A 26981-nucleotide genomic window follows, 5' to 3' on the forward strand; every position below is an offset into this window, starting at 1 on the left:
CCCACCCCTTCCCCCCGAAAGAGTCGGAAATTCACCGTTTGGCGTCCGCATTCGGTGCGCGGGTCTGCCCAAAACACCGCAATTCGGTTTTGCTCCGACGCTAACGGCGACCTAGGAAATCGTGCGAGAGGAACGCGAATGAATCGCGCTCGGCTTTTGATCCCCAGCATGATCCCCCCCACGCCTGATATGAAAGACACCGCCTCCATTTTGCTCGTCGACGATGATTGGCATCTGGTCCAGTCGATGGCCGAATGGCTGCGAGAAATCGGGCACACGGTCCACGTCGCTGATTGCTTGAGCGGGGCCAAGGCCAGCCTGGATCAGCATCGGTTTGACTTGGTGATCACAGACCTCCGCTTGCGCGACGAGGACGGATTCCAGCTGATCAGCCACACGCGTCAGAAGCACCCGGAAACCACCGTGTTGGTGATGACCGGATACGCGACGCCCGACACCGCAATCGAAGCGATCAAGGCGGGTGCGTTCGATTTGCTGACCAAACCGCTAATCGACGACGAATTGAACTTGGCGATCAGCCGCGCGGTGTCGCAACGCGATATCGCGTTGGAGAACGAAAAACTGCGCAAGAAGCTGGACAGTCGAAGCGGGCTGGAGAACATTCTCAGCCACGACTATCGAATGATGAAGATCTTCGATGTGATCGACAGTGTGGCCGATGCCCGGGCGTCGATCTTGATCACCGGAGAAAACGGAACCGGCAAAAGCATGATCGCGCGTGCGATTCATGAACGCAGTTCACGTCGGTCCAAACCGTTCGTCGAAGTGGCCTGCGGTGCCTTGCCGGACAACTTGCTGGAGAGCGAATTGTTCGGCCACGTCAAAGGCGCGTTCACCGGCGCCAGTGGCGACCGGGTCGGCAAGTTCCAACTGGCGGACAAGGGCACGTTGTTCCTGGACGAGATCGGGACGGCGACCGCCGCGATGCAAGTCAAACTGTTGCGGGTGCTGCAAGAATTTCAGTTCGAACCACTCGGCGGCACGCACACCCACTCGGTCGACACGCGTGTCATCTTGGCGACCAACGAAGACCTTTCCCGCGCGGTCACCGAGGGTGCGTTCCGGCAAGATTTGTACTACCGGATCAACGTCGTCAACATCGTCCTGCCTTCGTTGCGTGAACGTGTCGGCGACATCCCCTTGTTGGTCGATCACTTTCTGCGCGAGGCCGCCGAAACGTGTGGCCGCGAAATCGAGGGGTTCGACCAACAGGCGATGGCGACACTGCAATCCTACCGTTGGCCCGGCAATGTCCGCCAACTGCAGAACGTCGTCGAGCGAGCCGTGTTGTTATCCCGCGACAGCCAACTGACGCTGGAAGACTTGCCGCCGGAAATCTTGGGCCGCGTCGCCGATCCGTTGGCGTCGGCGATCCAGCCGGCCGCCGGCGAACACGTGGTCAAACCCTTTGCGATGACACCGGCCAGTTACCAGGACAAAAGTCTGCGTGAGGCGCTCGAAGGGCCCGAACGCGAGATCATCCTGCATTCGCTTCGCCGCCACAATTGGAACCGAGCCGCCACGGCAGACGCCTTGGACATCAACCGCACCACGCTGTACAAGAAAATGAAGCGGTTGGGGCTGGACGATCCAAGGCTGCAATTCGCGATGGATTCCTAGTATTCCGCCGCAGCTTGGTTTTCTGTTGGGCCGGACAGTCGCCGTCCTCTCCGAGGTCGGCGCATTGCAAAGCTTCGCTTTGTGGGCGCCGAGTTCGGAGAACACGGCGACTCTCCAAACGCATCGGCTACCCGCAAATTAAGCTGCGGCGGAATACTAGGCGTGCCGTCGCGGAACTCGTCAAGGATTCGTCGAGTCAATTAAAGTTGCAAATCAATCCGCTCACGCTAGCCCGACGCGTGAGCGAGGGGCAACGTGGCGTCCCTCGCTCACGCGTCGGCACTAGCATTGGGAGAGCAATCAACAAACCGCCAAGAGTCAGCACGAAAGCCTTGGCGGCTTCCGCTACCGATTGGATGGACCCGGCCTTACGGGCGATCGCGGAACGGCCACTCGGGGCTGCCCTTGGGGTCTTCGCGATGCGGTGATTTGCCGAGCTCGAAATCCGACGGTTGCAGGTTCAGACCTTTCCAATAGGCGGCATCGTTGATGAAGCCGTAAAAGGTCGGGTAGTACGGATCGACGTAGGCGACATCGGCTTTCTCGGGCACCTCTTTGTCCAGCAGATAGTAGGTCGCATTGACCAGCATCCGGCGCAGATCCTCGCTGACCAAATCGACGCTCGCCCCGGTGGTCGTGCAAAACGCTTGTCCCTTGGTGCCCGCGGGCGAGACATAGGGGTGCAGCCAGGCCAGGGGCTGCATCGGATCATTCTTGGCGCCTTCGATGTTGGCCGAATTCGGATCCAGCGATTCGGTCACCGCCCCACGCAACAGGATCGTGTCCCGGTCGGTCAGGTGGGTGACGCCATAGACGTCCGACGGGACGAAGATTTCGCCGACCGAATTGAGAATCGGATGGTCTTTGGCCTGGTCGACGATGACGGCACGGGCGCCTTGGCGTTTGTGTTGGCCGTGGTGGCTGACCCATTGTTCGCCCAGGATTTTCAGGCCGAAATTGCTGTACGTCAGCTCGCCGCCGAACGACTGTTTGCCGTTGAAGGCGTGTGTCGCGGTGCGAATCCCGATCAACGGTTTGCCGTCGTCGATGAACTTGGTGATGTGTGCCGCTTGTGATTCGCTGGGTGAACGGAATCGCGTGCCGATGATCATCAGATCCGCGTCGTCCAGTGCTTCCCAGCCGACGACACCGCGTTGATTGTTGGGATCGATGTAGCTGCCGTCGGCGGACATCGAAAACAACACCGTGCAACCAAAGCCGTGTTTGACGCTCAGAATCTTGGCGAGCATCGGCATCGATTCTTCGGTGCGATACTCTTCATCACCCGAAACCAACACGATTTTGCCGGCCGAGTCCCCTTGGGCGGGAAAGTGCAGCACACCCGACTGGGCGGCGGCGCTGTTGCCATGCAGCGAGACACTGATCAAGGGAACAAACAGCAGGCAGAAGGCGGAGACAAGCGTGCGGGAGATCATGTTGGAATATGGGGTTGAAGGGGGATCAGACGAGAGTCGAGTGCGCGATCATCGATCGCAGCCGGATCGCACAAAGTTTAACTCAAATCGTTTGCAACAACCGGACCCAGCGCAGCAGGTCGTCGGCCTGGGTGTCGCCGCCCAAGGAGATCGGGTAGCCGGCGGTCGCCAGCGGCGCCAGCCAGGTCGGCCCGTCGTCCAGCGAGTCGATCGGGAGCATGATTTCCAGGGCGCGGTCGGGTTCGTTTTCTCGCAGCCGCACCGCGGGCGGTTTCGCATCGGCCGCAACGGCGATGCCGGCAAAGTTCTTGCGGTCCGACAGTGCGATCGCGATCACCATGGAATCGGCCGCCGACGCGGCAGTGTCTTTCAGGGCGCCGTTGGCTGCGACGGCACTGGCGCTGATCGGCACGCGTTGGGCCATCAAGGTCGTCATCCGGGAGATGACGTCAATCTCCTTCTGCTGCCAACGTTGTTCGTCTTCGCTGCAAATCGCGCAGACCACCACGCCGGCTCGGCCGGCCGCATCACGCCACGGCTGCAACGCTTCGGCGGGATCACGCTGCTCCGGAGCGAGCAACAACACCAGCATGGCCAATCCTTGCTCGGCCAACTGCTCGGCGGCCACCTGATCCGGTTTGGGCGCTACATAGGCGGCCAGGTTGGGGACATCGGGCAGCCGCAGTTGCTGGACGTCCCAGGGGTTTTCCGGTGCGTCGCCGGACCACTGCTCGATCGTTTTTTTGAGTGTCGGACCGGCGATCGGCGTGGGGGTCAGTTTAATTTCCACCGGCTCTCCGTCACGCTCAACGGCCAGCGTCAGTTCTTCGTCCGCGACCGCGGTGATCAACATGCGACCGATCGTGGCCACATCGTTGATTTCGGTCTGGTCAACTTTTTTGATCACATCGCCCGGTTCCAACTTGCCGTCGGCTGCGGTGTCGGGAACGACCGCGCGGACGACCACTTCGCTTTGGACTTCGGCCTCGTTGTCTGCTTCATTGCTGGCCTCGACTGCGTTCTCGCTCAGCCAGACCCCCAGTCGCTGGGGATTCAACGGCGGAATCGACTCGGCCAGCGTGACGGTGACCGTTCGCGTTTCACCGTCTCGTCGCAACGTGATCTCGATCGACTCGTCGGCATCGTAGGGACCGAGTGCTTGTTTGATCTGTTGAAACATCCGCACGGGATTTCCGTTGATGGCAACGACGGAATCTCCCGGTTCGATGCCGGCCCTTTCGGCCGGAGATCGACTGCGAACCGCCGCCAACTCGGTGTCTTCGGCGTACGGGTCCTTGGCCTTGGGGACGATGCCGATCAGCCCTTTGCGGATGTCTTGCCCGCTGCGCAATCGTTCCAGTTTGTTGGTCAGCACGGGGGTCGGGACGGCAAACGCGATCCCCGAGTCATACCAGCTGGTGTCGTCGGGCGCCCCGCCTTCGGCGACCGCCGGGACCAGCACACCGATCGCGTTACCGTACAGATCAACCAGGGGGCCGCCATAAAACGACGGCGACACGCGGGCATCGCTTTGCAGCATCGTGCCTTCCAATCGACCGGTGGCGCTCAAGATGCCGCTGCTGACCATCGGCGACCGATCACCGCCGTAGCGACCGACGGCGACGACCGTCGATCCGACCGGCGTGTCGACCGCATCGGGGAATTCCAGCGGAATCAGTGGTGTGTTCGATTCGACGCGCAGCATCACCAGGCCGCGGTGATGGTCACGCGCGACGATCGTGGCCGCCAGCCGCGTCTGGTCGGGCAACACGACCAGGATGCTGGCCGACGGTCGCCGCACGATGATGTCCGATGCGACGATCCATCCGTCGGCATCGACGACCACGCCACAGGACGGCGCGTCTTGCGCGACTTCGCTTTGCCGGTTGCCGCCGCCGGCGACTTCGGCCACACCGATCACTTCGATCGACACGACCGACGGCAAGACCCGCTCGGCCGCGTTCCGCACCGCGCTCGCCATGGCTTGACGGTACTCCGCAGTGTCCTTTCGAGCAGTGTCGTTCTTCGCCGTGTCATTCTGCGCCGTGTCATTCTGCGCCGTGTCATTCTGCGCCGCGGCGCGGACGCTCGGCAGCAGACATGCCGCCGCCAACAGCAGGCAGCGGATCGAGTTCAAATTCAGCACGCGACGGGGCTCCTAGGGTTGCAAACGAACGGGCAGCACATCGTTGCCGCGCTGGATCGTGATGGAAACCGCATCGCGGCGATCGATCCGACGCAGTAAATCGATCAGGGTTTGTTGGTCCCCGACACGCTGTCCATCGAGCAGCAAGATCAAGTCGTCGGCCCGCAATTTCGCTTCCGCCGCCGGCGAGTCGGACTGCACGGCATCAATGTAGGCCGGTGTCGATTCCAAGACGTTGGGCACCAGCACCAACCCCAACGTTGCCAGATTGTGCGACTGGTCGCGACGCAGCACGGGATTGTTTTCCTTGGGCACGGTCGTCGCACGACCGGCGATGATGTCGCCCAACGCCGTGCGCAGGGAATCGATCGGCAAGGCATAATTCAGCCAGACACCGGTGCCGCTGTCACGGAGCTCTTTGCCCAACATCCCGATCAGACGCCCATCGGCGTCGACGACCGCACCGCCGGCCGCCCCCGGATTGTTGGCGATCAAGTCCAGGATCAAGACCTTGCCACGGTAGGGCGTTTGAAACGTGCCGCGACGTGCGTCCAAATTGGTCACCCCGGCGATGATCCCCTGCATCACGCTGGCCGGTTCGTTGCCCGCGGCGATGCCGAACAGGTTGCTGACCGCCAAGATCGGGTCACCCCATTGGGCGTTCAATTCTTTGTCGACTTTGAAGTACGGCAGATCGGACGCATCGACCTTCAACACCGCCAGTTCCAGCGAGGGTTCGATCCCGACGATCTTGGATTCGAAACGGCGACCGTCATCGAGTACGACGATCGGTTCGACATCCAACACATAACTCCATGCCGTTGCGATGTGACCTTCGGGCGAAACCAGAAAGCCGCTTTGATAGGCTTCCAGTCCCTTGATGCCGCCGGCGCCGTAGATTTTGACGACGCGTTGCTGGACATCACGTGCGTCGGGAGCGACCGGCGGTTGGGCCGAAGCGATCGGGAGAACCGACAGGCAGACGAGCGACAGCAACGCCGCCGACGCGAAGGCGTAATTCGGTCGAAGCATCATTGCGGTGCACTCTCGGTTTGGGTCCAGTCGCTGATCGAAACGTCCAGCGACACGTCCGTTCCGTACCGCAGTTCGAGCCCGCTGATGTCGTCTCCCTCGCGCCGGATCCACACCTCCGCCGGGTCCGAATCTCGATCGGCGACCACTTCGATGCACTCGACCAGACCGGTCTCGGGGTGCGACAACCAGCGGACTTCCATTTCTCCGTACAGGCCGACCAGGCAATCGCGGAGCGGTCGCTGACCGCCCAGCGGCATCGTGCCTTGGTAATAGGCCTCGCCGAACTTCTCCGGGCCAAGTTTTAACATCGTGCGCCAAGCGTCGAGCGCGGGCAGGATCCCGGCGATCGAATCGGTGTCGACCGCGTCAAACAGTTCCGACCGCCTGGTCGCCTGCATCGCGGTTTCGCCGACCAGGATCGCGTACTGATCGTCGGCCACCGAAAGCTTCACCTCGGCGTCGCCCGTCTTGCCGGTAATCGTCCAGGCCGTGGTTTTGGATTGATCCGTTTCGGCGAATTGGTTCGCAGGGAATTGGCTCCTCAATGACCGAATGAACCGATCTTGTTCGACTTGGTTGAAGTGATAGTTGGCAAACCCTCGACGCTGGACGATCAGATCGGCGACCGCTTCGGGGATCGCCGGTTTGGCAGCGCCGTGTCCCGGCGGCAGCCGTTGGCGTTTCAAATCGGGGCGTTTTGGTTTTTCATCCCCACCTTGTTCAGCGTCTTGATCGTCGTCTTGTTTTTCGCCTTCTCCTTCACCGTTGTCTTCGTCATCGGGTTGGTCGGGGACCGGCGGCGGGGGCGGCAGGGCCGACGCCATCTTGGCCAGCAATTCGTCTTGACGATGCACACTCATCAATCGCACCGGGACGCGGGTCGTGACTCCCTGGTTGCGAAACGCGACATTCACCCGCCAGCCACTGGGGAAGGTGCCCAAGACGTTTTGAACATCGTTGGCGGTCATCACCGGGCGGCCGTCGATTTCCAGGATTTGGGCGTTGTAACGCAGGCCGCGTCGGTAGGCGTCACTGGACTCCAGAATATTGCTGACCACGACGCCGCCGTCGGGATCAGTGGTCACCGTCGCTCCCAGCGTGGCGTGATCGACGATCCGCCCGCTGCGAAGATAACCCAGAAAGTTCTTGGCCTGGTTGATCGAAATCGCGTACCCCACACCGACGTTGACTCGGCCGCGTTTTTCGAACGAGCAACGGCCGACGATCCCCAGCAATTCACCTTGATCGTTGTAGATCGGTCCGCCGGAATTGCCGGGATTGATCGACGCGTCGGTTTGCAGGCAGTCGGCGTATTCCAACAGCGTCCCGGAAGGGTATTGGTAACGTCCGACGCCGCTGAGGATTCCCCAGGTGACGGTGGGCTGCAAATTGGTGGCCAACAGGAACGGGTTGCCGATCACCATGCACCAGTCACCGGCACGGGCTTGGCGGCTATCGGCCAGCGTGGCGTAGGGGAAATCATCGCGGCCGAGCAATTGAATCATGGCCAGGTCGCCGACCGGATCCAGTCCCACCAAGACGGCGTCATAGACGCGACCGTCACTCAACCCGCACCGCATGAACGTTCCGGCCGGGCTGGTGACGTGAAAATTGGTCAGCGCATAGCCTTCCGGAGAGATCAGGACACCGCTGCCTCCTCCTCCGCCGCCGGGCACAAACACGCTGACAGCGCTCGGGCGGGCACGATCGACCGCTGCGATCCGTGCCCGTTCAGCCGCTTGCAACAGCGGGTCCAATTCGATGGGACCATCGACCGACGCGGCAAGTTGCACCCCGTCTTGGCCGCGTGCCCCGTTTCCCAAGCCAAATGCGGCGAGACAGACCGCGGTGAGCATCGCGATTGAACGCGGCAGTTTAAATTTCACTCGGCGGTTCACTTCATCAACCTGGGTTTAAAGAATCGGATCAGATCTCCGACGTCACCGTCATCGCCGGCCAAGGCTTCTAACCGCACGCGCCGAGCGCCGGCGACCGGGATGCGAAACCCTTTGCTTTCAGATTCGGCCAACGCCTGCTCCCACTGCACGACATCATCGACGACCAAGCGGATGATCACCGTACCGCCGGCGGTGACAAGTTTATCCCGTCCGACGCTGCCGGCCAGCGTTTGGAATCCCGGTTCGACGCGGTACTCCGCCGCGCCGCCGGCAACCATCACCAAGTCCTCGCCCTGGGCCGCCGGTCCGAACCAATCGCTGGTCAAATCGGCCGGCAAATTCGTCGCCAGGTAGGGGGACATTCGGGTCGATGCGGCAGACGCTTGGGCCAACAGGATCCGTCCGCTGGCCCAGGTGATTCGTTTGATGCGTTCCAGAGGGATTGGGTGGCGGACTTGCCCCGGTAACACGATCTCCACCGCATCGGTCGCCTCACTGGGTTCCAGTCGCGACGCCAGAAAGATCGATCCATCGATGGTGGTGATCTTCACCGCGGACGAGGCTGCGGGGTCAGTGGCGGTTCGAAAGAAGACGCCTTCAAGTCGATCGCGTGGTGCTTCGATCGGGTCACCGTCCAATTCGAACCGCAGCTGTTCAGCATCCAGGCCGACCACAACGCCTTCGATCGGATCCAGTTGGTCATTGCCGCGGCGGATGACCATTCGATCGCTGCGTGATGGCTTGTCGACCAGCCCCAGCCACTGGGGGTCGGTTGCCGGTCCGCCGGGCCGAAATCGAATGGATTGCACCTGACCGATCGGCAGACGGAGTTCCGCCTGACGTTGCGGCTGCAGCGTGACCGCCGAATCATCCGCGGTGACATCTCGAGCGAAAATCGATGTCCCATCGATCAGGGTGACATTCGTCGCCGGCCCGGCCGAAGATTCGCGAGCGTCCGCCACTTGCAGCGACACGATCTGGTCAACGGCAAGCATGCGGTGAGAGGATTCACCATCGACCTGTAACTGCACCGAGGTCCCCGCCACACCGGCGTAGCGGCCACGGACCGTTTCACCCGAGGTCAACTCGATCTGTACCACCGCCGCCCGGCAAGTCGCGGAAAACGGTACGGCAAACGAGACACAGCCGAGGACGGCGACGAACGGAATCGCGGAAAACCACGGGGGACGTTTCATAAAGCGCGGGCGATTGAGACGTGGGGCGGGTGACGATCGACGGCGGGCTTGGATGGTAGAAAGCCACAACCGTCACAGTTTATCACAACACCGCGCCGAACGAATCACCAGTCAAGCCTGGCGATTGGCCCAATTGGCAGCGCATCACGAGTCTTCCAGCACAGATTCGCTTTTGATGGGGCTAGACAGTCGCCGTCCTCTCCGAGGTCGGCGGGGGGCATCGCCTCGCTTTTATTACGCACGCCGAGTTCGGAGAACACGGCGACCCTCCGAACGCCTCGTCAGGTGCGCGAATGGATCGGGCCGGATCCTTACGGGGTTTCTCCGACCGGCGTTTCGCTTGCCGCGGTCGTGTTGCCCGTCATGTTGCTGGTGGTATTGCTCGTGCTGGTGTTGCTGCTGGTCGCGGCCACCGACTCGGCGGTCTCCGGTGCCGGCGGTTTGGGAGGTTGGCAGCCGAGTGAGAACACCATCAGTGCCGCTGCGGCCGTGCCGAGAAAGGTTCGTGAAGCGTTGCTCATTGGGGTTCTCCGAGAATCGAGTGATGGGGGGCGGGACCCTGTGCCCTCACCGCTGCGGCAAGACGACAGGGTTGAAGCAGAGTGATTCGGTTCAGCCGAGACATTCTTTGCAGACTTGCCAGGAATGACCATCCCCGGTCGGGTGACTTTTCGGTCCCGACGGGCCAATGGCAGCAAATTAACCATCGGTGACCCGATAACCGGCATGAACCGACCATTTCCGAAGGTATTTGGCGTCACGTTTTTGCCGCGGTTCACACCCCAGGGCCGATCTGCCGATCCGATTCCCACCCGCCCTTCCAATTTCACCCTGGGGAATCCCATGAAATCCAATCTTAAAAACGGGCTGCTGGGCACCGCATGTGCCGCAATGGCATTGGTCCTGTTGGCCGACAACGCACCTGCACAATTTCCGCTGCCCGAAATCGCCAAACCCGATGCGGTCGTCGCGAAACCCACCACCGACGATGCCGACGTCGTCGCCGCGCCGCACCTGATCGACGCCATCCCCAGCTCGTCCGACCTGTCGACCGGCCCACGGACCGCCGCCGAGATCCGCCAAGCCCGAGCGCAATACCGTTCGCAACAGCGGATGGAGCGGATGGAGCGAAACCTGTGGGCTGGCTATGAGCCGCTGCGACCCAACTGGAACTCGATTCCGATGATGAGCAGCCGCTACCCGTACCGGCACACCGTCGTCGTGCCGCTGTACGTGTACCCTCGCTAGGTGCCGCGTTTGCCCCTGCCCGGTGAAGGTCGTCCCGTTACGGGGCTCGTTCCCAGGCTCCGCCTGGGAACGGAAATCTCCAGAGGCTCCGCCTCGTGCTCGCCCGCGGCGTGTGTGGGGGGAGCCACACCTTTAGCGCTTTCCAATGCGGAGCCCTGGAACGAGGCGTCTACGCCACTCAGCCCTTCCCTCGCTGCGATCGATCCTCCCTTCCAGGGAGGGTTTCTTCATTTGTTGCTGCCTCGGCCGCGCATCGCGCGCTTGCCTGACGTCTCGGCGACTTGAACGATTGTATCACCTTGGATGTTTCGGGAATCACTGGCATTGGTAGCGACGACAACGCGGTCAAAGGTCGCTAGCAACCTGTTCCCCGCCAACACCGCTCAGTCCCACATCACTCCGTGCCGATAGCTCACCCTGGGGCCGATAGCCGTACTGATCGAAAGGAATCGATCTCCTCCGCCGCCCCGTTTTGCAACCGTGACTTCCGCTCAATCGCAGGCATCCCACGCAGATGGACAAAGAGATCAACGTTCTGGCTTTGGTCAAAGGCGACGAAAAATTCATCTTCATGTTCGATGATGCCAATCGTGACCAGACCCTACGCCAACTCGCCCGTTTTGCCGCCAATCCGGATTTGGATTTTTCCTGGTACGACGCCGCGATGTTGAGTCGCAAGATCCGCGATGCCGTGCCCGTCGACGACGACCTGTTGATCGACAACGAATTGGACAATCTGTCGGTGGAAGACTTCAGCTAGTGCTGCGTCAACTTTTAACTTAGGGCGCCGCGGAAAAGGGGTCAGGTACCAAAAACCAAATGGCCCGAAGGGGGCTCCGCATTTTTGGTACCTGACCCCTTTTCCGCTCGACAAACGCAACCCGAACATTTGATGCTGACAGAGCACTAGGAGCCTGCATGCACTCAGCGATTGCACAGTTCTTGCGTTATCTGGTGACTGAACGCAACGCATCGGAGTTGACGATCAAATCCTACCGCGAGGATCTGTTCAGCTTTGTCGAGTGGTTGGAAGCGACGCTCGGTCGCGTGCCGGATCCCGATTCGCTTTCGCCTGCGGAACTGCGATCATTTCAAGCGGCGCTCCAGCAAGCCGATTATGCACGATCGAGCATCGCGAGAAAGCTGGCGGCGTTGCGGAGCTTTTATAAGTTTGCGATGCGCGAAGGGCTGGCGTCCAGCAACCCGGCCAAGCCGCTGCGGAACCCTCGCCGACAACGCAAGTTGCCGCACGTGTTGACCGACGACGAAGTGGGACGGTTGTTGCTGGCCCCGCCGGGTGACAAAGTCGACGGCTTGCGCGATCGTGCGATCCTGGAAACGATGTATTCGGCGGGCTTGCGTGTCAGCGAACTGGTCGGATTGCAAGACGGTGACATCGACACGCACGATCAAATCATTCGCGTCCGAGGAAAGGGCCGCAAGGAACGGATCTGCCCGCTCGGTTCGTTTGCCATCAAGGCCATCCAGGCGTATGCCAAGCGCCGCTGCCGCAGCGACAAGACGCAATCGCTGGGCCGCAAAGCGCCGGTGTTCGTCAACCGGTTCGGCAACATCCTGACCACGCGCAGCGTGGGTCGGATGTTGGAGAAACACTTGGCCGTGGCCGGTCTGGACGCGCGAACCAGTCCGCACACGCTGCGCCACTCCTTCGCAACGCACCTGTTGGACCGCGGCGCGGACATCCGCAGCGTCCAAGAATTGCTCGGTCACAAAAGTCTGGCGACCACGCAAATCTACACCCACGTCAGCGCCGCCAGCTTGCGAATGGTCTACGAACGGGCTCACCCACGCGCCAAGTGAGCGCAAAGGGATGCTGTTCCACTACGGCTTCTGAAAGAACGCCATGTAGGTGACCAGGGCGACCAGCCCCAGCGCGGCGACCACGCCGCCGGACAACAACGTCAGGGACAACAGGTTTTCAGGCCATTCAGGCATGGGAGACCTCCAAGCGGTGTTCGGGTTCGAGGGACGAGGGGGCGTTCACGCTATCGCCACAGGAGAACGCTTGGGCACCGAAGCGTGCAAACAACTCGTCGAGCGCCGCGTCCAACTGTGACGTGTCGCTGAAGACGATCTGTCGTCCGATCATGGATCCGCCCAATCGGGCCACACAACGAGCGACATCGAGTTCGTCAAAACGCGACGGATCGATGCCCACCAGTTCCAATACGGCAGGGATACCCTTCACGATTGATTCTCCTCCAACAAACTTGCATCAGATGGGTGAGAGTCGAAGACGAAGACTTTGACGTTGTTGCAATCGTTGTGCCGATCGTCGCGGAAGGCCTCTCCTCGCTGCTCGGCCCAGAACGCACCGCCATAATGAAAAATCGTCCTGCCAGGAGCGGGGGCTTCTTGATTCACCGCGTCAAGTTGTCGGTCGATCACGACAGTTTGTCGCCTGTGACGGGGCGTGCCGATGGCGACAAACATCGAATTTCCGTGCGCCGACCGAATTGCCCGATTGGCACGACGCTTGCCATGCGATCGGTCCTGCAACCGCATCCCCCTTTCCCTAACCCAGCAACGAGGAAACGACTCCATGGCGGACGCCCCGACGGATCTCCCTTGGATGATCCACGCCGACGGTTTGTGCAAGTACTACGGCCAGTTTGCCGCGGCGGAGGACATCTCGTTGAAGGTCCCCCGCGGCCAGGTTTGCGCTTTCCTGGGCCCCAACGGGGCCGGAAAGTCGACGACGATGAAGATGCTGACGGGGTTTTTGTCGCCCGACGCCGGGACGGCGAAAATCGCCGGTCACGACGTGCACCAAGACCGGATCGAAGCGGCCCAGCGATTGGGTTACCTGCCCGAAAACGGACCGCTGTATTCCGAGATGACGCCCCACGCATTCCTCCGTTACGTCGGCCAGGCGCGGATGTTGTCGCCCGACCGTTTGCAAGAACGACTCGACTGGGTCCGCCGCCAATGTTCGCTCGACGACGTCTGGGGTAAAGCGATCGGAAAACTCTCCCGCGGCTATCGCCAGCGGGTCGGGATGGCGCAGGCATTGTTGCATGATCCCGACGTGTTGATCTTGGACGAACCGACCAGCGGGTTGGATCCCAATCAAGTGCACGGGGTCCGTGAGCTGATCGGTGAGTTGGGTGAAACCAAGACGGTGCTGTTGTCCACCCACATCTTGCAAGAAGTCCACGCCGTTTGCAGCCGCGTGGTGATGATCAACGAGGGGCGGTTGGTGTTCGACGGACCGACCGACCAGCTCGGCGAGCACAGTGATGCGATGGAAGAAAAATTCCGTGAATTGACCGTCGCCGCCTAACCTCCAAAAGAAGCGAATCGATTGAGAACCGACCATGCAACTTCGACAACAAGTGATTCGGGCTATCTTTCAACGTAACTTTGCCGGCTATTTCTCCGGCGTCCTCGGTTACCTGTTTATCGTCGTGTTCGTTGTGCTCGGTGGCGCCCTGGCGTTCAATGCCAGGTTCTTCACTGGCAACGAACCCACACTGGACCAGTTGACCGAGTGGTACCCGTTGTTGCTGCTGTTTTTTGTTCCCGCGGTGACGATGAGTGTCTGGGCCGACGAACGAAAGTCGGGAACCGACGAGCTGCTGTTCACACTGCCGGCGACCGAATTGGAAATCCTGGTCGGCAAGTACTTGGCCGTCGTCGCGGTGTACAGCGTCGCGCTCGTTTTCTCCATGGCCCACGTGTTCGTTTTAATGTTCCTGGGCAATCCCGATTGGGGGCTGATCGCAACGACCTACTTCGGCTACTGGCTGGCCGGTGCGGCGATGTTGAGTGCGGGGATGCTGGCGTCGATGTTGACGGCCAACATGACGGTCGCGTTCGTGTTGGGAATCGTGATCTGTGCGTTGCCGGTGTTCGTCGGACAGATCGGCGCCACGATCGGGCTTGGAGATCTGCTGGACCGATTCAGCTTGCGAGAACAGTTCCGCGATTTTGGCATGGGCGTGATCCCGCTGACCGCCTTGTTGTACTTTGCCGGTTTCACCGTCGTGATGTTGTATCTGAACCACACCCTGATGACTCGGCGTCATTGGCATACCCGCAGCGAGCCGGCGATCGGAGTTCAATATGCGGTGCGTGCGATCAGCGTCGCCGTCGTGTTGTCCTGTGTGACGACCTGGGCCGGTTACAGCGTGTTGCGCGTCGATGCCACCGGCGAGCGACTGTTCAGCCTTTCGCCCGCGACACACGACATCCTGGACCAGTTGGACACCGAGCGACCGATCGAAATCCAGGCCTTCATCAGCCCCGATGTCCCGCGTGAATACGTCGAAACACGAAAGCGGTTGGTCGGGCTGTTGCGACAGTTCGACGAACTGGGCGGGAAAGGTCTGGACGTGCGTTATGTCGACGTCCAGCCGTTCAGCCAACAGGCCGAGGAAGCCGAGCACTTTGGCATCGAACCGGTCCAAGTGATGACGGAGGTGGACGGTCGCCGCAGCGAGTCCGACGTCTACTTGGGGGCCGTGATCATCAGCAGCTATGACAAGGTCGTCGTCCCCTTCTTTGGCAAGGGGCTGCCGATTGAGTATGAACTGACACGGTCGATCCAAACCGTCGCCCATGAAAAACGCCATACCGTCGGCGTGCTGCGAACCGATGCCAACTTGATGGGCGGATCACGAGATTGGCAGATCGTTCAGGAGCTGAAGAAACAATACAACGTCCAACAGGTGTCGCCGTCGTCGGCCATCGACACCACCGCGTTCGACGTTCTGTTGGCCGTGATGCCCTCGTCGCTGACCAGTGAAGAAATGGATCATCTGGTGGACTATGCCAAATCGGGCAGCCCGCTGTTGGTGTTCGACGATCCATTCCCGCTGTCGTTGGGCAGCAACGGGTTCGGCGTTACCGGTGCCCCGCGGCAACCCAAACGCTCGCCCCACTCGGGATTCATGGGGCAAGGCGGTCCGCCGCCGGAGCAAAAGGCCGATGGCGGCCGAGCGACTCGGTTGTTGGACGCGCTGGGAATCGATTGGCAATACGACGCGTGTGTGTTTGACGTCAACAACCCGCACCCCGAATTCGCGATGCTGCCGGCCGAATACGTCTTCGTGACCCGCGGCGGCAGCGACACCGAATCGTTCAACCCCGATGACGAAACGACCAAGGGGCTGCAGGAAGTGATCGCGCTGTATCCCGGCCGAGTGCAGCGTCGGGGCGGCGAGTCTGATTTTCGTCCGCTGTTGAACACCAGCAAACAATCCGGTGTGCTGCATTGGGAAGAGTTCGTCGACGAAGGCGGGTTCAACTTCTTTTCGATGCAGGGGACGGCCAACCCGCGGCGCAATCCGTTTCGAGTCATCGACTCCGCCGTGCACACGCTGGCCGCCCGCGTGACTCGCGAGTCGGATGATCACAACGTCAACGCCATCTTCGTCGCCGACGTCGACATGATTTCCGACTTCTTCTTCGAAGAGCGGAATCTCGGCAACCTGAGTACCCAATTCGACAACGTCACCTTCGTGCTGAATGCCGTCGATTCGCTGGTCGGTGACGACTCGTTCATCGAACTCCGCAGCCGGCGACCGGCTCATCGAACGCTGGTACGTGTCGAGCAACAAAAGCGACAGTTCCTGGAAGCGGCCAACCAGGCAGAACGGGAAGCGGATCAACAAGCCGACGAAGAGCTGGAGCTGCGTCGCCAGCAATTGGGCAAACGCGTCAAAGAGATTCAGGAGAACAATGACCTGGATCCGATCGCCAAGGCCCAGATGCTCGAACAGGCTCAACAGGCCGAGCAGAAGCGATTGTCGCTGGCGGAAGCCCAGATCGAACAGCAAAAGAACGACGAGATCCGCAAGATCCGCGCGAGTACCAATCGCCAGATCAAATCGCTGGAGTCGACGATCCGGTTCTGGTCGGTCTGTCTTCCGGCCATCCCTGCGTTCGCCTTGGGCGCATTCGTCTTTGTCCAACGCAAACGAGATGAACGGACGAGCGTCGTCGATTCGCGCCGTCGCAAACCCGCCGCATGAGCGTTCGAATAACGGTGATCCCAAGATTGCATGTTAAATAATTCCTCGAATCACTGGACCGCGCCAGTTTGAACATGAAACACCGTGAATCGCCGGCCCGATGTAGCTGTCTTCGCCAGAAGGTAGATCCCGTCCCGATGTAGCTACCTTCGCCAGAAGGTGGATCCCAGGCATGGTCCACGCTCTGGCGAGCGTAGCTACGTCAGAGTGACGCTGTCCAGCTAACCAACGTCCCGAAAACTTCTCGATCAATTCCCATGTCCACTGTAACTCAAAACCACACCCAACCGGGCAGCGACAGTCGATCCGGTGGTCAAGCCAAAGAAACGATTGATGCGACGGCCCAAACGGTGAAACGTCACTGGCTCGCGATGGGATCTGAGACGCGTCGAACCGTTCTGTATGCCGGCGTGGCGCTGCTGTGCCTGCTGGCGACCGGTGCGATCGAACTGGCCACCCGGCCAGCGGTCATCGCCGAATACGGCAAGGTCGGCCAGGAGTTCTATCCCGAGTTCCGTGATCCCACGCTGGCCTCGGCACTGAACGTCGCGGTCATCGATCCCGATCAGGTCGAATCGAAACAGTTCAGCGTGCGGCGGACCGACAACGGCCAATGGGTGATCCCGTCACACCACAATTACCCGGCCGATGCAGCCGACCAACTGGCGCGGACCGCCGGCAGCGTGATCGGGATCAAACGCGGAGCCATGGTCACCCGTTGGCAAGCCGATCATGCACGTTACGGCGTCGTCAACCCGAAAACCGATTCGCTGGAAGTCGGCCAGGTCGATGGCGTCGGCAAGCGACTGACCCTGCGCGGTGAAGACGATTCGGTGCTGGCCGATTACATCATCGGTAAAAAAGTCGAGGACCAGACCGACCAGTATTACGTCCGTCATCCCGACGAAGACGAAGTTTATGTGGCGACGTTGAACATCGACCTGTCCACGAAGTTCGCCGATTGGATCGACACCGACCTGTTCGACATCAACAGCTCGGATGTCGTCAACGTCACGCTGAACGATTACCAGTTCGATGAACTGAAAGGCACCGTGACCGAGCGTCAGGTGACCTCGCTGCGTCGCGAAAGTTCCGTCGATGATTGGCAGATGGAAGGGATCGACCAGGAAACCGAGCAGGTCAATCGCGATGCGATCCGCGACACCGTCAATGCCATCGCCAACCTGGAAATCGCCGGGGTGCGTCCCAAGCAAACCGGCCTGACTCCCGAGTTGCAACTCGATCGCAACGCGCTCGCCGCACAACGCGACGTCGACCGCCTGCAATCCGACTTGCTGTCGCGAGGATTCTTGCTGCAACCCGACCAGAACAATCGTGACACACTGAAGTTGATCGCCCGTGAAGGTGAACTGGCGACGGCGACCGATGACGGATTGGTGTACAACCTGTACTTCGGACGGGTCTTTACGGGCAGTCAAGAGGAGCTGGAAATCGGACTCGGCGGTGACGACCAGGACGCCTCATCCGACGCTCAAGTTGACGACGGATCAGGCGACGGATCGTCCGGTGAGGCACAGGATTCTAAATCGTCGGGCGACGATCCCGCGAAACCCGCCAGCGAGAAACCGGGCCGATACGTTTTTGTCACCGCCAACTTCGATCCGCAATTCCTTGGCGATGAGCCTGCCAAGCCGACCGAGCCGGAGAAGCCACAGGAGTTGAAAGACGCCGAGGAGAAAGCGGAGGCGGATTCCGACGATTCGAAGTCGTCTGAGGAATCCGGTGAGGAAGCGTCCGAGGAGCAAGCCGAGGCCGAGAGACTTGAGACGCTGAAGGAGGAGTACGAGTCCAAGATGGAAGCGTATCGTTCGGACTTGGACGCGTGGGAATCCTATCAGGAGAAAATTACACAGGGCAAAGAGAAGGCCCAGACGCTGAACCGCCGTTTCGCCCAGTGGTATTACGTGATCCCCGGCGATGATTACGACAAATTGGCGTTGACGCGAAGTGACTTGGTGGAAGCGAAAACGCAAGCGTCGGAATCAGAATCGGAGCCGGAGATGGAAGCCGGTTCAGAAGCATCTTCGTCACGTGATGACGCCGCGGCGGCCAACCTCGAGGCCGCGGAAAAGTTCTTGTCGGAAAACCAATCGAAGGAAGGAATCACGACGACCGAAAGCGGTCTGCAATATGAAGTGCTGGAAGAGGGCGAAGGTGAATCGCCGAGCGATGAAAGTCGTGTAAACGTCTACTACAAGGGCACGCTGATCGACGGCACCGTGTTCGACCAGTCCGGAGACACGCCGGCCCAATTCGGCGTCAATCAAGTGATCGCCGGTTGGACCGAAGCACTGAAACTGATGAAACCGGGCGCGAAATGGAAATTGTACATCCCACCGAAATTGGCCTACGGCGAGAGTGGATCGGGCGACAAGATCGGTCCCAACGCCTTGTTGATCTTTGAGGTCGAGTTGGTTTCGGTGGAGTGATTTGTCAGTCGCTATTGGTCGTTTTCGTTCCTCGTTGAAAAAGGAGGATGATTGATCGACGTTTTGGTTGAGGTTGGCACGGTGTCGCCGTGCCGTGTTTTTCCCCTCGAAGGCCGCGGTTCACGCCGCGGCCTCGCTTTTTGCGCCGTCTCCCGTCGCCAAATCGACTACAACCGTCGGCTCAAAAGTGGACGCTGCCGCGTACCAGTCGCACGTCGACATTGATCAACCGACCGCTGCGTCGATCGCTGACCAAGAGTCGGACCCAGCCAGAGCGACTGGCCGACCACTGCAGCGCGGTGTCGATGCGTCGCGTTCCGTGCGGCAACACACCGATGCGTCGGCCGTTGACGGCAACGATCCGATCGCCCACCTCCAAGCCCACCCTGGCCGCCGGTGTGCCTGGATAAACATTTGTCAGCAACAATCCCGTCGTGCCGTAACGGCCATACACGCCCAGATACCAACCGCCGACAACGGGATTGCCAGAACCTTGTCCCGGTTTGGGTTCGACAAACCCGCCGCCTTGGATCGCCGCTGGCGACAAAGTCGATGGTGTCCCCGCCTCAACCTGACTCGTCGCAGGCACGTTGCCTGGATCGTCATCGGCAAACGCCGGCAATCCCCAAAGAAGCCACGCCCCGATCACCACCGCATGCAAATGGTTCATCTTGGATGTCCTCGGACGCTCCTGGGTGCCAGTGAGAAGGCCCAGTGCCACCGACAGGCAAGGTGCGGCAGCCGAGTTGGCACCCCGACCGGCCGCCGCAAATTGCCGCTGCAAGAATCGTTCCCAATTTCGATGCGTTGGGGTACGACGTCCTTTCCAGGAGAGTCGTACTGGTGGTGTGTGGGGGTGAAAGCGGAGCTTTCAGTGCGACGACCCGGAAGGGACGTCGTACAGGGGGGGGATGTACGACGTCCTTTCTAGGTCGTCGCGCGGCGTCCTACGGACGACCGGCCGGAAGGGACGTCGTACTTGTGGTGTGTGAGGGGGAAAGCGGAGCTTTCAGTGCGACGACCCGGAAGGGACGTCGTACAGGGGGGGGATGTACGACGTCCTTTCTAGGTCGTCGCGCGGCGTCCTACGGACGACCGGCCGGAAGGGACGTCGTACTGGTAGTGTGTGAGGGGGAAAGTGGAGCTTTCAGTGCGACGACCCGGAAGGGACGTCGTACAGGGGGGGATGTACGACGTCCTTTCTAGGTCGTCGCGCGGCGTCCTACGGACGACCGGCCGGAAGGAACGTCGTACTGGTAGTGTGTGAGGGGGAAAGCGGAGCTTTCAGTGCGACGACCCGGAAGGGACGTCGTACGGGGAAGATGCCCGGAAGGGACGTCGTACGGGGCCGGGTGTGCTACGCCAACACGTCCTTGACGACGTGCCCGTGGACGTTGGTCAGCCGGCGTTCCAGCCCGTTGTGATAGTACGTCAATCGTTCGTGATCGAGTCCCATCAGGTGCAACAACGTGGCGTTGAAGTCGTAGACCGTGGTGGTGTTGGCGGCGGCTTTGAATCCGAATTCGTCGCTTTCGCCATAGCTGATGCCTTTCTTTACCCCGGCACCGGCCAGGAAGCACGTGAACGCGTCGGGGTTGTGGTCACGTCCGGTTCCGTTGCCTTGCAAGAACGGCATCCGTCCGAATTCGGTCGCCCAAACGACCAACGTGTTTTCCAGCATGCCACGCTGTTTCAAATCGGCGAACAAGGCCGCGGTCGGCTGGTCCATGATCTCCGCCTGCATCGCGTGGGTTTCCAGGATGTTGGCGTGTGAGTCCCAGTTGGTGATGCCGTTGCCGCCGGCCGGGTCGCTGCCGTTGAACAGCTGCACGACGCGGACGCCTTTTTCGAGCAACCGACGGGCCAGGATGCAGTTGCGGGCATATTGCCCCCGCAGCTTGCTGCCGCCTTCGACTCCATAGGCCTTCAGCGTTTCCGCCGTTTCGCCGGAGATGTCCATCACCTCGGGCACCGTCGTCTGAATCTTGCCGGCCAGTTCATAGCTGGCGATCCGTCCGGCCAGGTCGGCGTCGTCGGGGTATTGTTCCAGGTGTTTGGCGTTCAGCCTGGCCAACAGATCCACGCTCATGCGGTCTTCTTTGGCGGACAGCACGTCGGGACGGTTCAAGTTGTTCGGCGGCGCGGCGGCGCTGAAATCGGTGCCCTGGAACGCGGCCGGCAAGAAACCGTTGCCAAAGTTGTTCTTGCCGCTTCGTGCCAGACCGCGTGGGTCATTGATCGCGACAAAGGCCGGCAGTTCCTGGTTCTCGGTGCCCAAGGCATACGTGACCCAAGCCCCGAACGACGGAAAGCCTTCCATCGTGAACCCGGTGTTCATGAAGTTCTCGCCCTGCGGGTGAGCACTGGTGTCGGTGGTCAGCGAATGGATGAAGGCGAAATCGTCGACGTGCTGGGCCAAGTGCGGTACCAGTTCGGAAACCATTTTGCCGGTTTCCCCGCGCGGTTTGAATTCCCAAAACGGTTTGGCGATGTTTCCTGTCGGGCCTTCGAAGGTCACTTCGGGGATCCCCGGCGGCTTTTGGCCGTGCAGGTCATACAGCGCGGGTTTGTAATCGAACGTGTCGACGTGGCTGACCGCCCCGGGGCAATAGATCACCAGGACCTGTTTGGCGGGCACGTCGAAGTGGCCGGGCCGTGCGGCATAGGGTTGGCTGGGATCGATCTCCGGACGAATCGGTGTCTTTCCGCTAAAGGTGTTGACGTCGGCGGCCAACAGTCCGTCGCTGCTGAGCAAGCTGGTCAGCGCCAATGCGCTGGTCGAAAGACCGGCGGTGTGCAAGAAGCCGCGGCGATCGAGAAGACGACGCCCCAGCGGGGAGAGTTTTTCTGGGTTTGTCATGGTCTAAGTGCGGTGTTAGGGGAGTAGGCCTGGGGACCAGCGGTGCCGTTGGGGAGGGCCCGTAGGCTCGCGCCAAACGGCTGATCATCGTTTGACATCAGCCGGTTCGCGCCAGCGTCCGGGCGGCCTCAACTTAGCGGTATTGGGTTAAAGCTTGGACACCCACAGGCGTACTGGGGTCAGGGCAGGAAGGCGATTTCGTTGGTGTTCAGTAGGGTACGGCAGACGAGCGAAAGACTCGTCTGTGTGGCCATTTCCAAACAGGCGTCCAATTCGTCCGTTTCGGGCTGGCGCGAAAGCAACAGTTCAAAGCAGCGGATGATCGCCGACTTCAATTCGTCGCCGGATTCTCGTTCCGCTCGCTCGGCGATCAATTCGGATTGCGCGATCACAAAATCGCTGTTCATCAAATTCAACGCCTGCAGCGGCGTCGTCGACACGGGACGTTTATCGCGGACTTGACCGCAGTCGGGGAAATCAAACGCCGTGAACATCTGGTCGTCGACGCGACGCATGCGTTCTTGGTACAGCATCCGCCGCCAGGTTTCCGGACCGTAGTTCTTGACCACTTCCCACTGGGCATAGGTCTTCTTTTCGTTGTGAATGCGATAACTGCGTCCGCCGATCGTGCGGTCCAGCGATCCCGAGGCCTGCAGAATCGAATCGCGAATCACCTCCGCTTCGACCCGTTTGGGCGGGAATCGCCACAGCAGCGATGAACCGGCGTCCTTGGCCAGCCCCTCCGGTCGCGGAGCACTCGATTGACGGAACGCCGCGGACATCACCATCTGGCGGATCATCGCTTTGGTCGACCACGCCGCGTCGGCGGAATCGGTCGGGTGGACGAAATCGGCGGCCAACCAATCCAACAGTTCGGGATGCGTCGGCGCCGCGCCGGCTTTTCCAAAATCGCTGGTCGTCGTCACGATTCCCGCGCCGAAGACGTGGTGCCAGAGACGGTTGACCATCACGCGTGCGGTCAACGGGTTTTCATCGCTGGTGATCCATTGGGCAAATTCGGCGCGACGTTTAGATCCCGGTGCTTGTTGGGTCAGTCCCAAGTCGCCGCCGAAGATGGCCGGCCCCGCCGGGTCGACTTCGTCACGCGGATTTTCCGGGCTGCCGCGAAGCAGTACATGGGTGACGTCGGGGCGGATGAAACGGCCGACAAAACTCGGGCGCGGCCCCTCTTCGCTTAATAAATCGATTTGATTCTGAATCTTCTTCAACGCCGGTTTGCGTTCCGGATGGTCTTTGTCCAATTGGGTGTTGGTGTGCCAGGTCCCGACCCATGGTTGCCAGCTGCCGTCGCTTTTCATGATGTCGACGTCGTATTCGTAGCGTGGCAGGTACGGTTTTTTGTCCAAGTAATCGGTGTCGAAGTAGTACTCGCGGTTGCTGCTCAGTCGGATCCGGCTGATCGTTTCGGGCTGTTCGAAGTCCAACCGGACATAGGGCTGTTTGTCGGCGTCCTTTTCCGCTTTGGCCCGCCAGGTCATCGTTCCGTATTCGCCGTCGTTGACGCGTCGGATCGGGTTGCGGCCTTCGAATCCGTCTTCGGGGAATCCGGAGACCTTGGTGCCACGTCGCTTGTGGGCCAGATTTTCACCGTAGTTTTCCGGGCCGAACACCTCCAGTTCGTCCAAGCCGACGTTGGCCATTTTGAATCGCACGCGGATCGCGGTGGTGGTGATCGGTTTGAAGTGCATTTCGCGAAATGCGCCCCAGTTTTCTTCCCAGCTTCCCGCTTGGCGTAGGACGCCGCGTTGCTTGGCGATTTCTTTCCAGATCGCTTCGCCGCGTTGACGGCGGGGATGGTCGGCGGCGAATTCCGGGTAACGACTTCCGAATTCGACGTCTTGGAACACGCCGGTCATCGAGTAGTAGTCTTGGATCGTGATCGGATCGAATTTGTGGTTGTGACAGCGGGCGCACCCGATCGTCACGCCCATCACCGAGGCACCAACGGTCTGCATGATCTCGTCCATGCGGTCGGCGCGTGCTTGTCGAATCGCCGCCGGTTCGCGGCCGACCGTCGCGGCGGGCACGTGCGGCCCGGCGACCAGGAAGCCGGTCGCTTCGCCCGCGCCCATCGAATCGCCGGCGATCTGCTCTTGGACAAACACGTCGTACGGTTTGTCTTCGTTGAACGATCGGACCACGTAGTCGCGATAGATCCAGGCGTTCTTGCGATACAGGTTGGCTTCCGACCCGTTGGTTTCCGCCCAGCGGATCACGTCCAACCAGTGTTGCGCCCAGCGTTCACCGAAGTGCGGGGATTGCAACAGCCGATCGACCAATTCGGTGTAGGCTTGTTCGGAATCGATCTTGGACGCTTCGATGAACGCTTCGGTTTGCTCCGGTGTCGGTGCGATCCCGGTCAACACGATCGAGACGCGACGGATCAACGAACGCGGGTCGGCCGGTTCTGAATACGACAGGCCTTGCTCGGTCAAAGATCGCAGCAGGAACGCATCGATGACCGTCAGGGGCCTGGGCGCGGTAACGGCACCTTTGATTTCCGGAACCTCCGGCCGCACGACGCTTTGGAATGCCCAGTGGTCGGATTGCTCGCTCGCGATGTCCTCCATTTGCCCGGGAATGACGGCACCGGCTTCGATCCAACGCGTCAACAAATCGATCTCTTCGGCGGGCAGCTTGTCGTCATCCGGCGGCATCGCCATGTCTTCATCGACATGATTGATCACCTCGACCAGGTAGCTCTTGTCCGGTTTGCCGGGAACGACGGCCGGCAACCCCGAATCGCCTCCGCGCAGCATGCGGGCACGCAGGTCCAACCGCAGCCCCGATTCTTGTTCGTCTTCGCCGTGACAATACAAACAGCGTTCTTCGAGGATCGGCAGGATCTGTTCCTCGAAATCGATCTCTTCGCCTGGCAAGGCCTGGGGAAGGAACATCAAACAAAGGAGCAAGACGCGTCGAAGCATGGGGACGTGTTTCCAATCGGATGTGGATAGGAACATGGACATGGTATTTCTCTGAATCGACTTTAGCCGCCGCGTTTGCGGCCTGTTAAATTCTTCCGATCACAAACTGAACCGTCGGCGCTAGCCTCGGGCCTTACAATCACAAACTGAGCCGTTGGCGCTAGCCTCGGGCCTTACAATTCTCTATTCGCAATCCAAGGCCCGCGGCTAGCGCCGTCGGCTCATTAAGTAGGTGCCATTGGGCGCGAGCCTACGGGCCCAACGGCAATCTCTTGTTGTTTCAATGCCCGTGCGCTCGCGCGAAACGGCTGATCCCACGTGGGATCGAATTAAATCAACACGCGGTGCAGCGTGTGGTCGCTGGCGACGTCGTTTCTGTTTCGGACCGAATGATCGGTCCGTGATAAAAAGGCCCGTTGGGATCGGGCCGCCTATAACGCCGCTTTCCAACCGGCGTCGAGTTGTTCGGTGAGTGTGCGGACCAATTCGGGATGTTCGCCGGCGATATTTTTCGATTCCGCCGGGTCACTCTGGTGGTCGAACAGTTCAACATACACCGGATCGGATTGCGGGTTGCGGTGATCGCGCCAGACGACCAATCGGTAGCGGTCGGTCCGCATCGTGTAACCCATCAGATGTTGTTCAAACAGTTCGCGATTCCACTTCGGTCCCATCTGCTTGATGATCCGCTGTTCGACTTGTTCGATTAACGGTCCGAACCAGGTTTCCCGCATGCCTTGCGAAAGCGGGTTGGCCGCCCATTCGCGGAGCGCCGGGTTGGGGTACTGGCTGAACGCGGCTTTTTTCCATTCTTTGTCGGGGGCGTCCAACAGCGGAGCGAAGCTGTGGCCTTCGACGTGACCGGGAATCGGCAAGCCGGCCAGTTCGCACAGCGTCGGATACATGTCGACCAACTCGACCAGCGCGTCGGTCGGGCGGCCGCGTGATTTCATCCCCGGTGTCCAGATCATCAGCGGAACGCGGGTGGCGATTTCATAATTCGTCGCTTTGCCCCAGACGCCCATGTCGCCGAGGTGCCAGCCGTGGTCACCCCAAACGATGATGATGGTGTTGTCGCGGACGCCGGCATCTTCCAACGCTTGAACCATCAATCCGATTTGGGCGTCGACGTAGCTGACGCAGGCAAGGTAGGCGTGTTTGAGCGTCCGCGACAGTTCCGGCCCCAGCGGACCGATCTTAGGAATCCCCGCACGGGTCCGCAATTCGAACGAAGCGTGCAGCCCCATCGCGGCACCACCCTCGGGAGCGTCGGTGTGGGTCGCCATCGGTATGTCGGTAGGATCGTACAGTTCCCAGTAGCGTTGTGGCGCGGTCCAGTTGAGGTGCGGTTTCTTGAACCCGAGTCCCAGGAAGAAGGGTTTATCGCCGGCCGCCATCTCCTTCATCGTCTCGATCGCAAGTCGCGTGTTGTAGCCGTCGGAGTAGGCGGTGTCGGGGACGTCGGCGTTTTCATAGGCCGGCCCGCTGCCCAGCCCGCGACGTGCCGCCTCGCCGTACTTGGCCAGCATCTCCTTCATGTTGTCGCTTTTGATCTTGTTATTTTCCGCCAGCGCGTAGCCGCCGACCGGTTTCTTGATCCCTTTGATCGATTGGATCGGGCTGCGGCTCCACGAGTTCTGTTCGTCGGTATCGCCCTGGTGAAAGATCTTGCCACAGTAGGCGGTTTCGTAACCGTGTGCGATGAAGTGCTGGGGCAGCGTGACGATGTCCGGTTGCAGCTCTCGCAGCGACACGTAGTTGTGAAACAGACCCGTCGATTCGGGCCGGGCACCGGTCATCAGACTCGCCCGCGATGGTCGACAGATCGCCTGTTGGCAATAGGCTCGGTTAAACAGCAGCCCGTCTTCGGCCAAGGCGTCCAAGTTCGGCGAGACGGCGATGTCGGAACCGTAACATCCGAGTTCCGGACGCAGATCGTCAACGGCGATGAACAGCACATTGGGCTTGTCGGCGCCGCGGCCGGTGCAGGACAGCAGCACAAGGCACGCGATGGCGAAGCTGGGGCGAAGCATAAAGGTCACTGGGATCGGGATGGGAAGGATGAATTTGAAATTTGGCTTTCAGGGTGTCGGAATCTACGGATTATTCTTCTAAGTACACTGGCTC

The 26981-nt window shown here is 60.5% G+C and carries 19 protein-coding genes; 7 read left to right on the forward strand and 12 right to left on the reverse strand.

The window, feature by feature from the left end; genetic code table 11:
* Positions 1-189 precede the first annotated feature (189 nt).
* Positions 190-1641: a sigma-54-dependent transcriptional regulator gene (locus tag Mal15_RS07500; RefSeq protein WP_147867187.1), complete on the forward strand. Its 1452-nt coding sequence runs from the start codon at positions 190-192 to the stop codon at positions 1639-1641.
* 368 nt (positions 1642-2009) lie between these two features.
* Here the strand turns inward: Mal15_RS07500 and Mal15_RS07505 are convergent, their stop codons facing one another.
* From Mal15_RS07505 to Mal15_RS07530, 6 genes are all read right to left on the reverse strand, one after another.
* Positions 2010-3077, reverse strand: a complete 1068-nt coding sequence (locus tag Mal15_RS07505) for a ThuA domain-containing protein (RefSeq protein ID WP_147867188.1) — start codon at positions 3075-3077, stop codon at positions 2010-2012.
* 82 nt (positions 3078-3159) lie between these two features.
* On the reverse strand, positions 3160-5223 hold the full coding sequence (locus Mal15_RS07510) for a PDZ domain-containing protein (RefSeq protein ID WP_147867189.1): 2064 nt from the start codon (positions 5221-5223) through the stop codon (positions 3160-3162).
* Positions 5224-5235: 12 nt separating this feature from the next.
* Positions 5236-6258 carry a S1C family serine protease gene (locus Mal15_RS07515; RefSeq protein ID WP_147867190.1) on the reverse strand — a complete coding sequence of 341 codons (1023 nt, stop codon included), beginning with the start codon at positions 6256-6258 and terminating at the stop codon, positions 5236-5238.
* Complete coding sequence (locus Mal15_RS07520; protein ID WP_233903336.1) at positions 6255-8144, reverse strand: S1C family serine protease; 1890 nt, start codon at positions 8142-8144, stop codon at positions 6255-6257. Before Mal15_RS07520 ends, Mal15_RS07515 begins: the two co-directional genes overlap by 4 nt.
* Before the next feature lie 8 nt (positions 8145-8152).
* On the reverse strand, positions 8153-9352 hold the full coding sequence (locus Mal15_RS07525) for an NPCBM/NEW2 domain-containing protein (RefSeq protein WP_147867191.1): 1200 nt from the start codon (positions 9350-9352) through the stop codon (positions 8153-8155).
* A 311-nt stretch (positions 9353-9663) separates the two neighbouring features.
* A complete protein-coding gene (locus Mal15_RS07530) occupies positions 9664-9873 on the reverse strand; it encodes a hypothetical protein (RefSeq protein WP_147867192.1) in 210 nt (69 codons plus the stop codon).
* 322 nt (positions 9874-10195) lie between these two features.
* On the opposite strand from Mal15_RS07530, the gene Mal15_RS07535 reads away from it, so the two are divergent.
* From Mal15_RS07535 to xerC, 3 genes are all read left to right on the forward strand, one after another.
* Complete coding sequence (locus Mal15_RS07535; RefSeq protein WP_147867193.1) at positions 10196-10600, forward strand: hypothetical protein; 405 nt, start codon at positions 10196-10198, stop codon at positions 10598-10600.
* A 514-nt stretch (positions 10601-11114) separates the two neighbouring features.
* The gene (locus tag Mal15_RS07540) at positions 11115-11360 is read left to right on the forward strand and encodes a hypothetical protein (protein WP_147867194.1); all 246 of its coding nucleotides are present in this window, start codon (positions 11115-11117) and stop codon (positions 11358-11360) included.
* 158 nt (positions 11361-11518) lie between these two features.
* A complete protein-coding gene (xerC, locus tag Mal15_RS07545) occupies positions 11519-12421 on the forward strand; it encodes a tyrosine recombinase XerC (protein WP_147867195.1) in 903 nt (300 codons plus the stop codon).
* Between the two features lie 127 nt (positions 12422-12548).
* On the opposite strand, the gene Mal15_RS07550 is transcribed toward xerC, so the two are convergent.
* Together Mal15_RS07550 and Mal15_RS07555 are read right to left on the reverse strand one after the other, a co-directional pair.
* Positions 12549-12809 (reverse strand): hypothetical protein, encoded by a 261-nt coding sequence (locus tag Mal15_RS07550; protein WP_147867196.1) that lies wholly within the window; start codon positions 12807-12809, stop codon positions 12549-12551.
* Positions 12806-13054: a hypothetical protein gene (locus tag Mal15_RS07555; protein WP_167546668.1), complete on the reverse strand. Its 249-nt coding sequence runs from the start codon at positions 13052-13054 to the stop codon at positions 12806-12808. Before Mal15_RS07555 ends, Mal15_RS07550 begins: the two co-directional genes overlap by 4 nt.
* 109 nt (positions 13055-13163) lie before the next feature.
* Between Mal15_RS07555 and Mal15_RS07560 the strand changes: the two genes are divergently transcribed.
* The 3 genes from Mal15_RS07560 (at position 13164) to Mal15_RS07570 (ending at position 19046) form a co-directional block, all read left to right on the forward strand.
* Positions 13164-13904, forward strand: a complete 741-nt coding sequence (locus Mal15_RS07560; protein WP_147867198.1) for an ABC transporter ATP-binding protein — start codon at positions 13164-13166, stop codon at positions 13902-13904.
* Between the two features lie 34 nt (positions 13905-13938).
* Positions 13939-16596, forward strand: a complete 2658-nt coding sequence (locus Mal15_RS07565; protein WP_147867199.1) for a Gldg family protein — start codon at positions 13939-13941, stop codon at positions 16594-16596.
* 257 nt (positions 16597-16853) lie between these two features.
* Positions 16854-19046, forward strand: coding sequence for an FKBP-type peptidyl-prolyl cis-trans isomerase (locus tag Mal15_RS07570; RefSeq protein WP_147867200.1), 2193 nt, complete (start codon positions 16854-16856; stop codon positions 19044-19046).
* Between the two features lie 181 nt (positions 19047-19227).
* Here Mal15_RS07570 and Mal15_RS07575 read toward each other — a convergent pair whose 3' ends face one another.
* The 4 genes from Mal15_RS07575 to Mal15_RS07590 form a co-directional block, all read right to left on the reverse strand.
* Positions 19228-19716 carry a PDZ domain-containing protein gene (locus Mal15_RS07575; RefSeq protein ID WP_147867201.1) on the reverse strand — a complete coding sequence of 163 codons (489 nt, stop codon included), beginning with the start codon at positions 19714-19716 and terminating at the stop codon, positions 19228-19230.
* 687 nt (positions 19717-20403) lie between these two features.
* On the reverse strand, positions 20404-21906 hold the full coding sequence (locus Mal15_RS07580; protein WP_147867202.1) for a DUF1501 domain-containing protein: 1503 nt from the start codon (positions 21904-21906) through the stop codon (positions 20404-20406).
* Between the two features lie 179 nt (positions 21907-22085).
* The gene (locus Mal15_RS07585; RefSeq protein ID WP_233903337.1) at positions 22086-24896 is read right to left on the reverse strand and encodes a DUF1553 domain-containing protein; all 2811 of its coding nucleotides are present in this window, start codon (positions 24894-24896) and stop codon (positions 22086-22088) included.
* A gap of 389 nt (positions 24897-25285) precedes the next feature.
* Positions 25286-26887, reverse strand: a complete 1602-nt coding sequence (locus tag Mal15_RS07590) for a sulfatase (RefSeq protein ID WP_147867203.1) — start codon at positions 26885-26887, stop codon at positions 25286-25288.
* Positions 26888-26981: the final 94 nt, after the last annotated feature.

Origin of the sequence: Stieleria maiorica, assembly GCF_008035925.1 — a bacterium.
In the GTDB taxonomy this organism is placed as follows: domain Bacteria; phylum Planctomycetota; class Planctomycetia; order Pirellulales; family Pirellulaceae; genus Stieleria; species Stieleria maiorica.

Coding starts and splice junctions, on each gene's coding strand:
- Mal15_RS07500 (WP_147867187.1), top strand. CDS start 190: ATGAAAGACACCGCCTCCATTTTGCTCGTCGACGATGATTGGCATCTG.
- Mal15_RS07505 (WP_147867188.1), bottom strand. CDS start 3,077: ATGATCTCCCGCACGCTTGTCTCCGCCTTCTGCCTGCTGTTTGTTCCC.
- Mal15_RS07515 (WP_147867190.1), bottom strand. CDS start 6,258: ATGATGCTTCGACCGAATTACGCCTTCGCGTCGGCGGCGTTGCTGTCG.
- Mal15_RS07525 (WP_147867191.1), bottom strand. CDS start 9,352: ATGAAACGTCCCCCGTGGTTTTCCGCGATTCCGTTCGTCGCCGTCCTC.
- Mal15_RS07530 (WP_147867192.1), bottom strand. CDS start 9,873: ATGAGCAACGCTTCACGAACCTTTCTCGGCACGGCCGCAGCGGCACTG.
- Mal15_RS07535 (WP_147867193.1), top strand. CDS start 10,196: ATGAAATCCAATCTTAAAAACGGGCTGCTGGGCACCGCATGTGCCGCA.
- Mal15_RS07540 (WP_147867194.1), top strand. CDS start 11,115: ATGGACAAAGAGATCAACGTTCTGGCTTTGGTCAAAGGCGACGAAAAA.
- xerC (WP_147867195.1), top strand. CDS start 11,519: ATGCACTCAGCGATTGCACAGTTCTTGCGTTATCTGGTGACTGAACGC.
- Mal15_RS07555 (WP_167546668.1), bottom strand. CDS start 13,054: ATGTTTGTCGCCATCGGCACGCCCCGTCACAGGCGACAAACTGTCGTG.
- Mal15_RS07560 (WP_147867198.1), top strand. CDS start 13,164: ATGGCGGACGCCCCGACGGATCTCCCTTGGATGATCCACGCCGACGGT.
- Mal15_RS07565 (WP_147867199.1), top strand. CDS start 13,939: ATGCAACTTCGACAACAAGTGATTCGGGCTATCTTTCAACGTAACTTT.
- Mal15_RS07570 (WP_147867200.1), top strand. CDS start 16,854: ATGTCCACTGTAACTCAAAACCACACCCAACCGGGCAGCGACAGTCGA.
- Mal15_RS07575 (WP_147867201.1), bottom strand. CDS start 19,716: ATGAACCATTTGCATGCGGTGGTGATCGGGGCGTGGCTTCTTTGGGGA.
- Mal15_RS07580 (WP_147867202.1), bottom strand. CDS start 21,906: ATGACAAACCCAGAAAAACTCTCCCCGCTGGGGCGTCGTCTTCTCGAT.
- Mal15_RS07585 (WP_233903337.1), bottom strand. CDS start 24,896: ATGTCCATGTTCCTATCCACATCCGATTGGAAACACGTCCCCATGCTT.
- Mal15_RS07590 (WP_147867203.1), bottom strand. CDS start 26,887: ATGCTTCGCCCCAGCTTCGCCATCGCGTGCCTTGTGCTGCTGTCCTGC.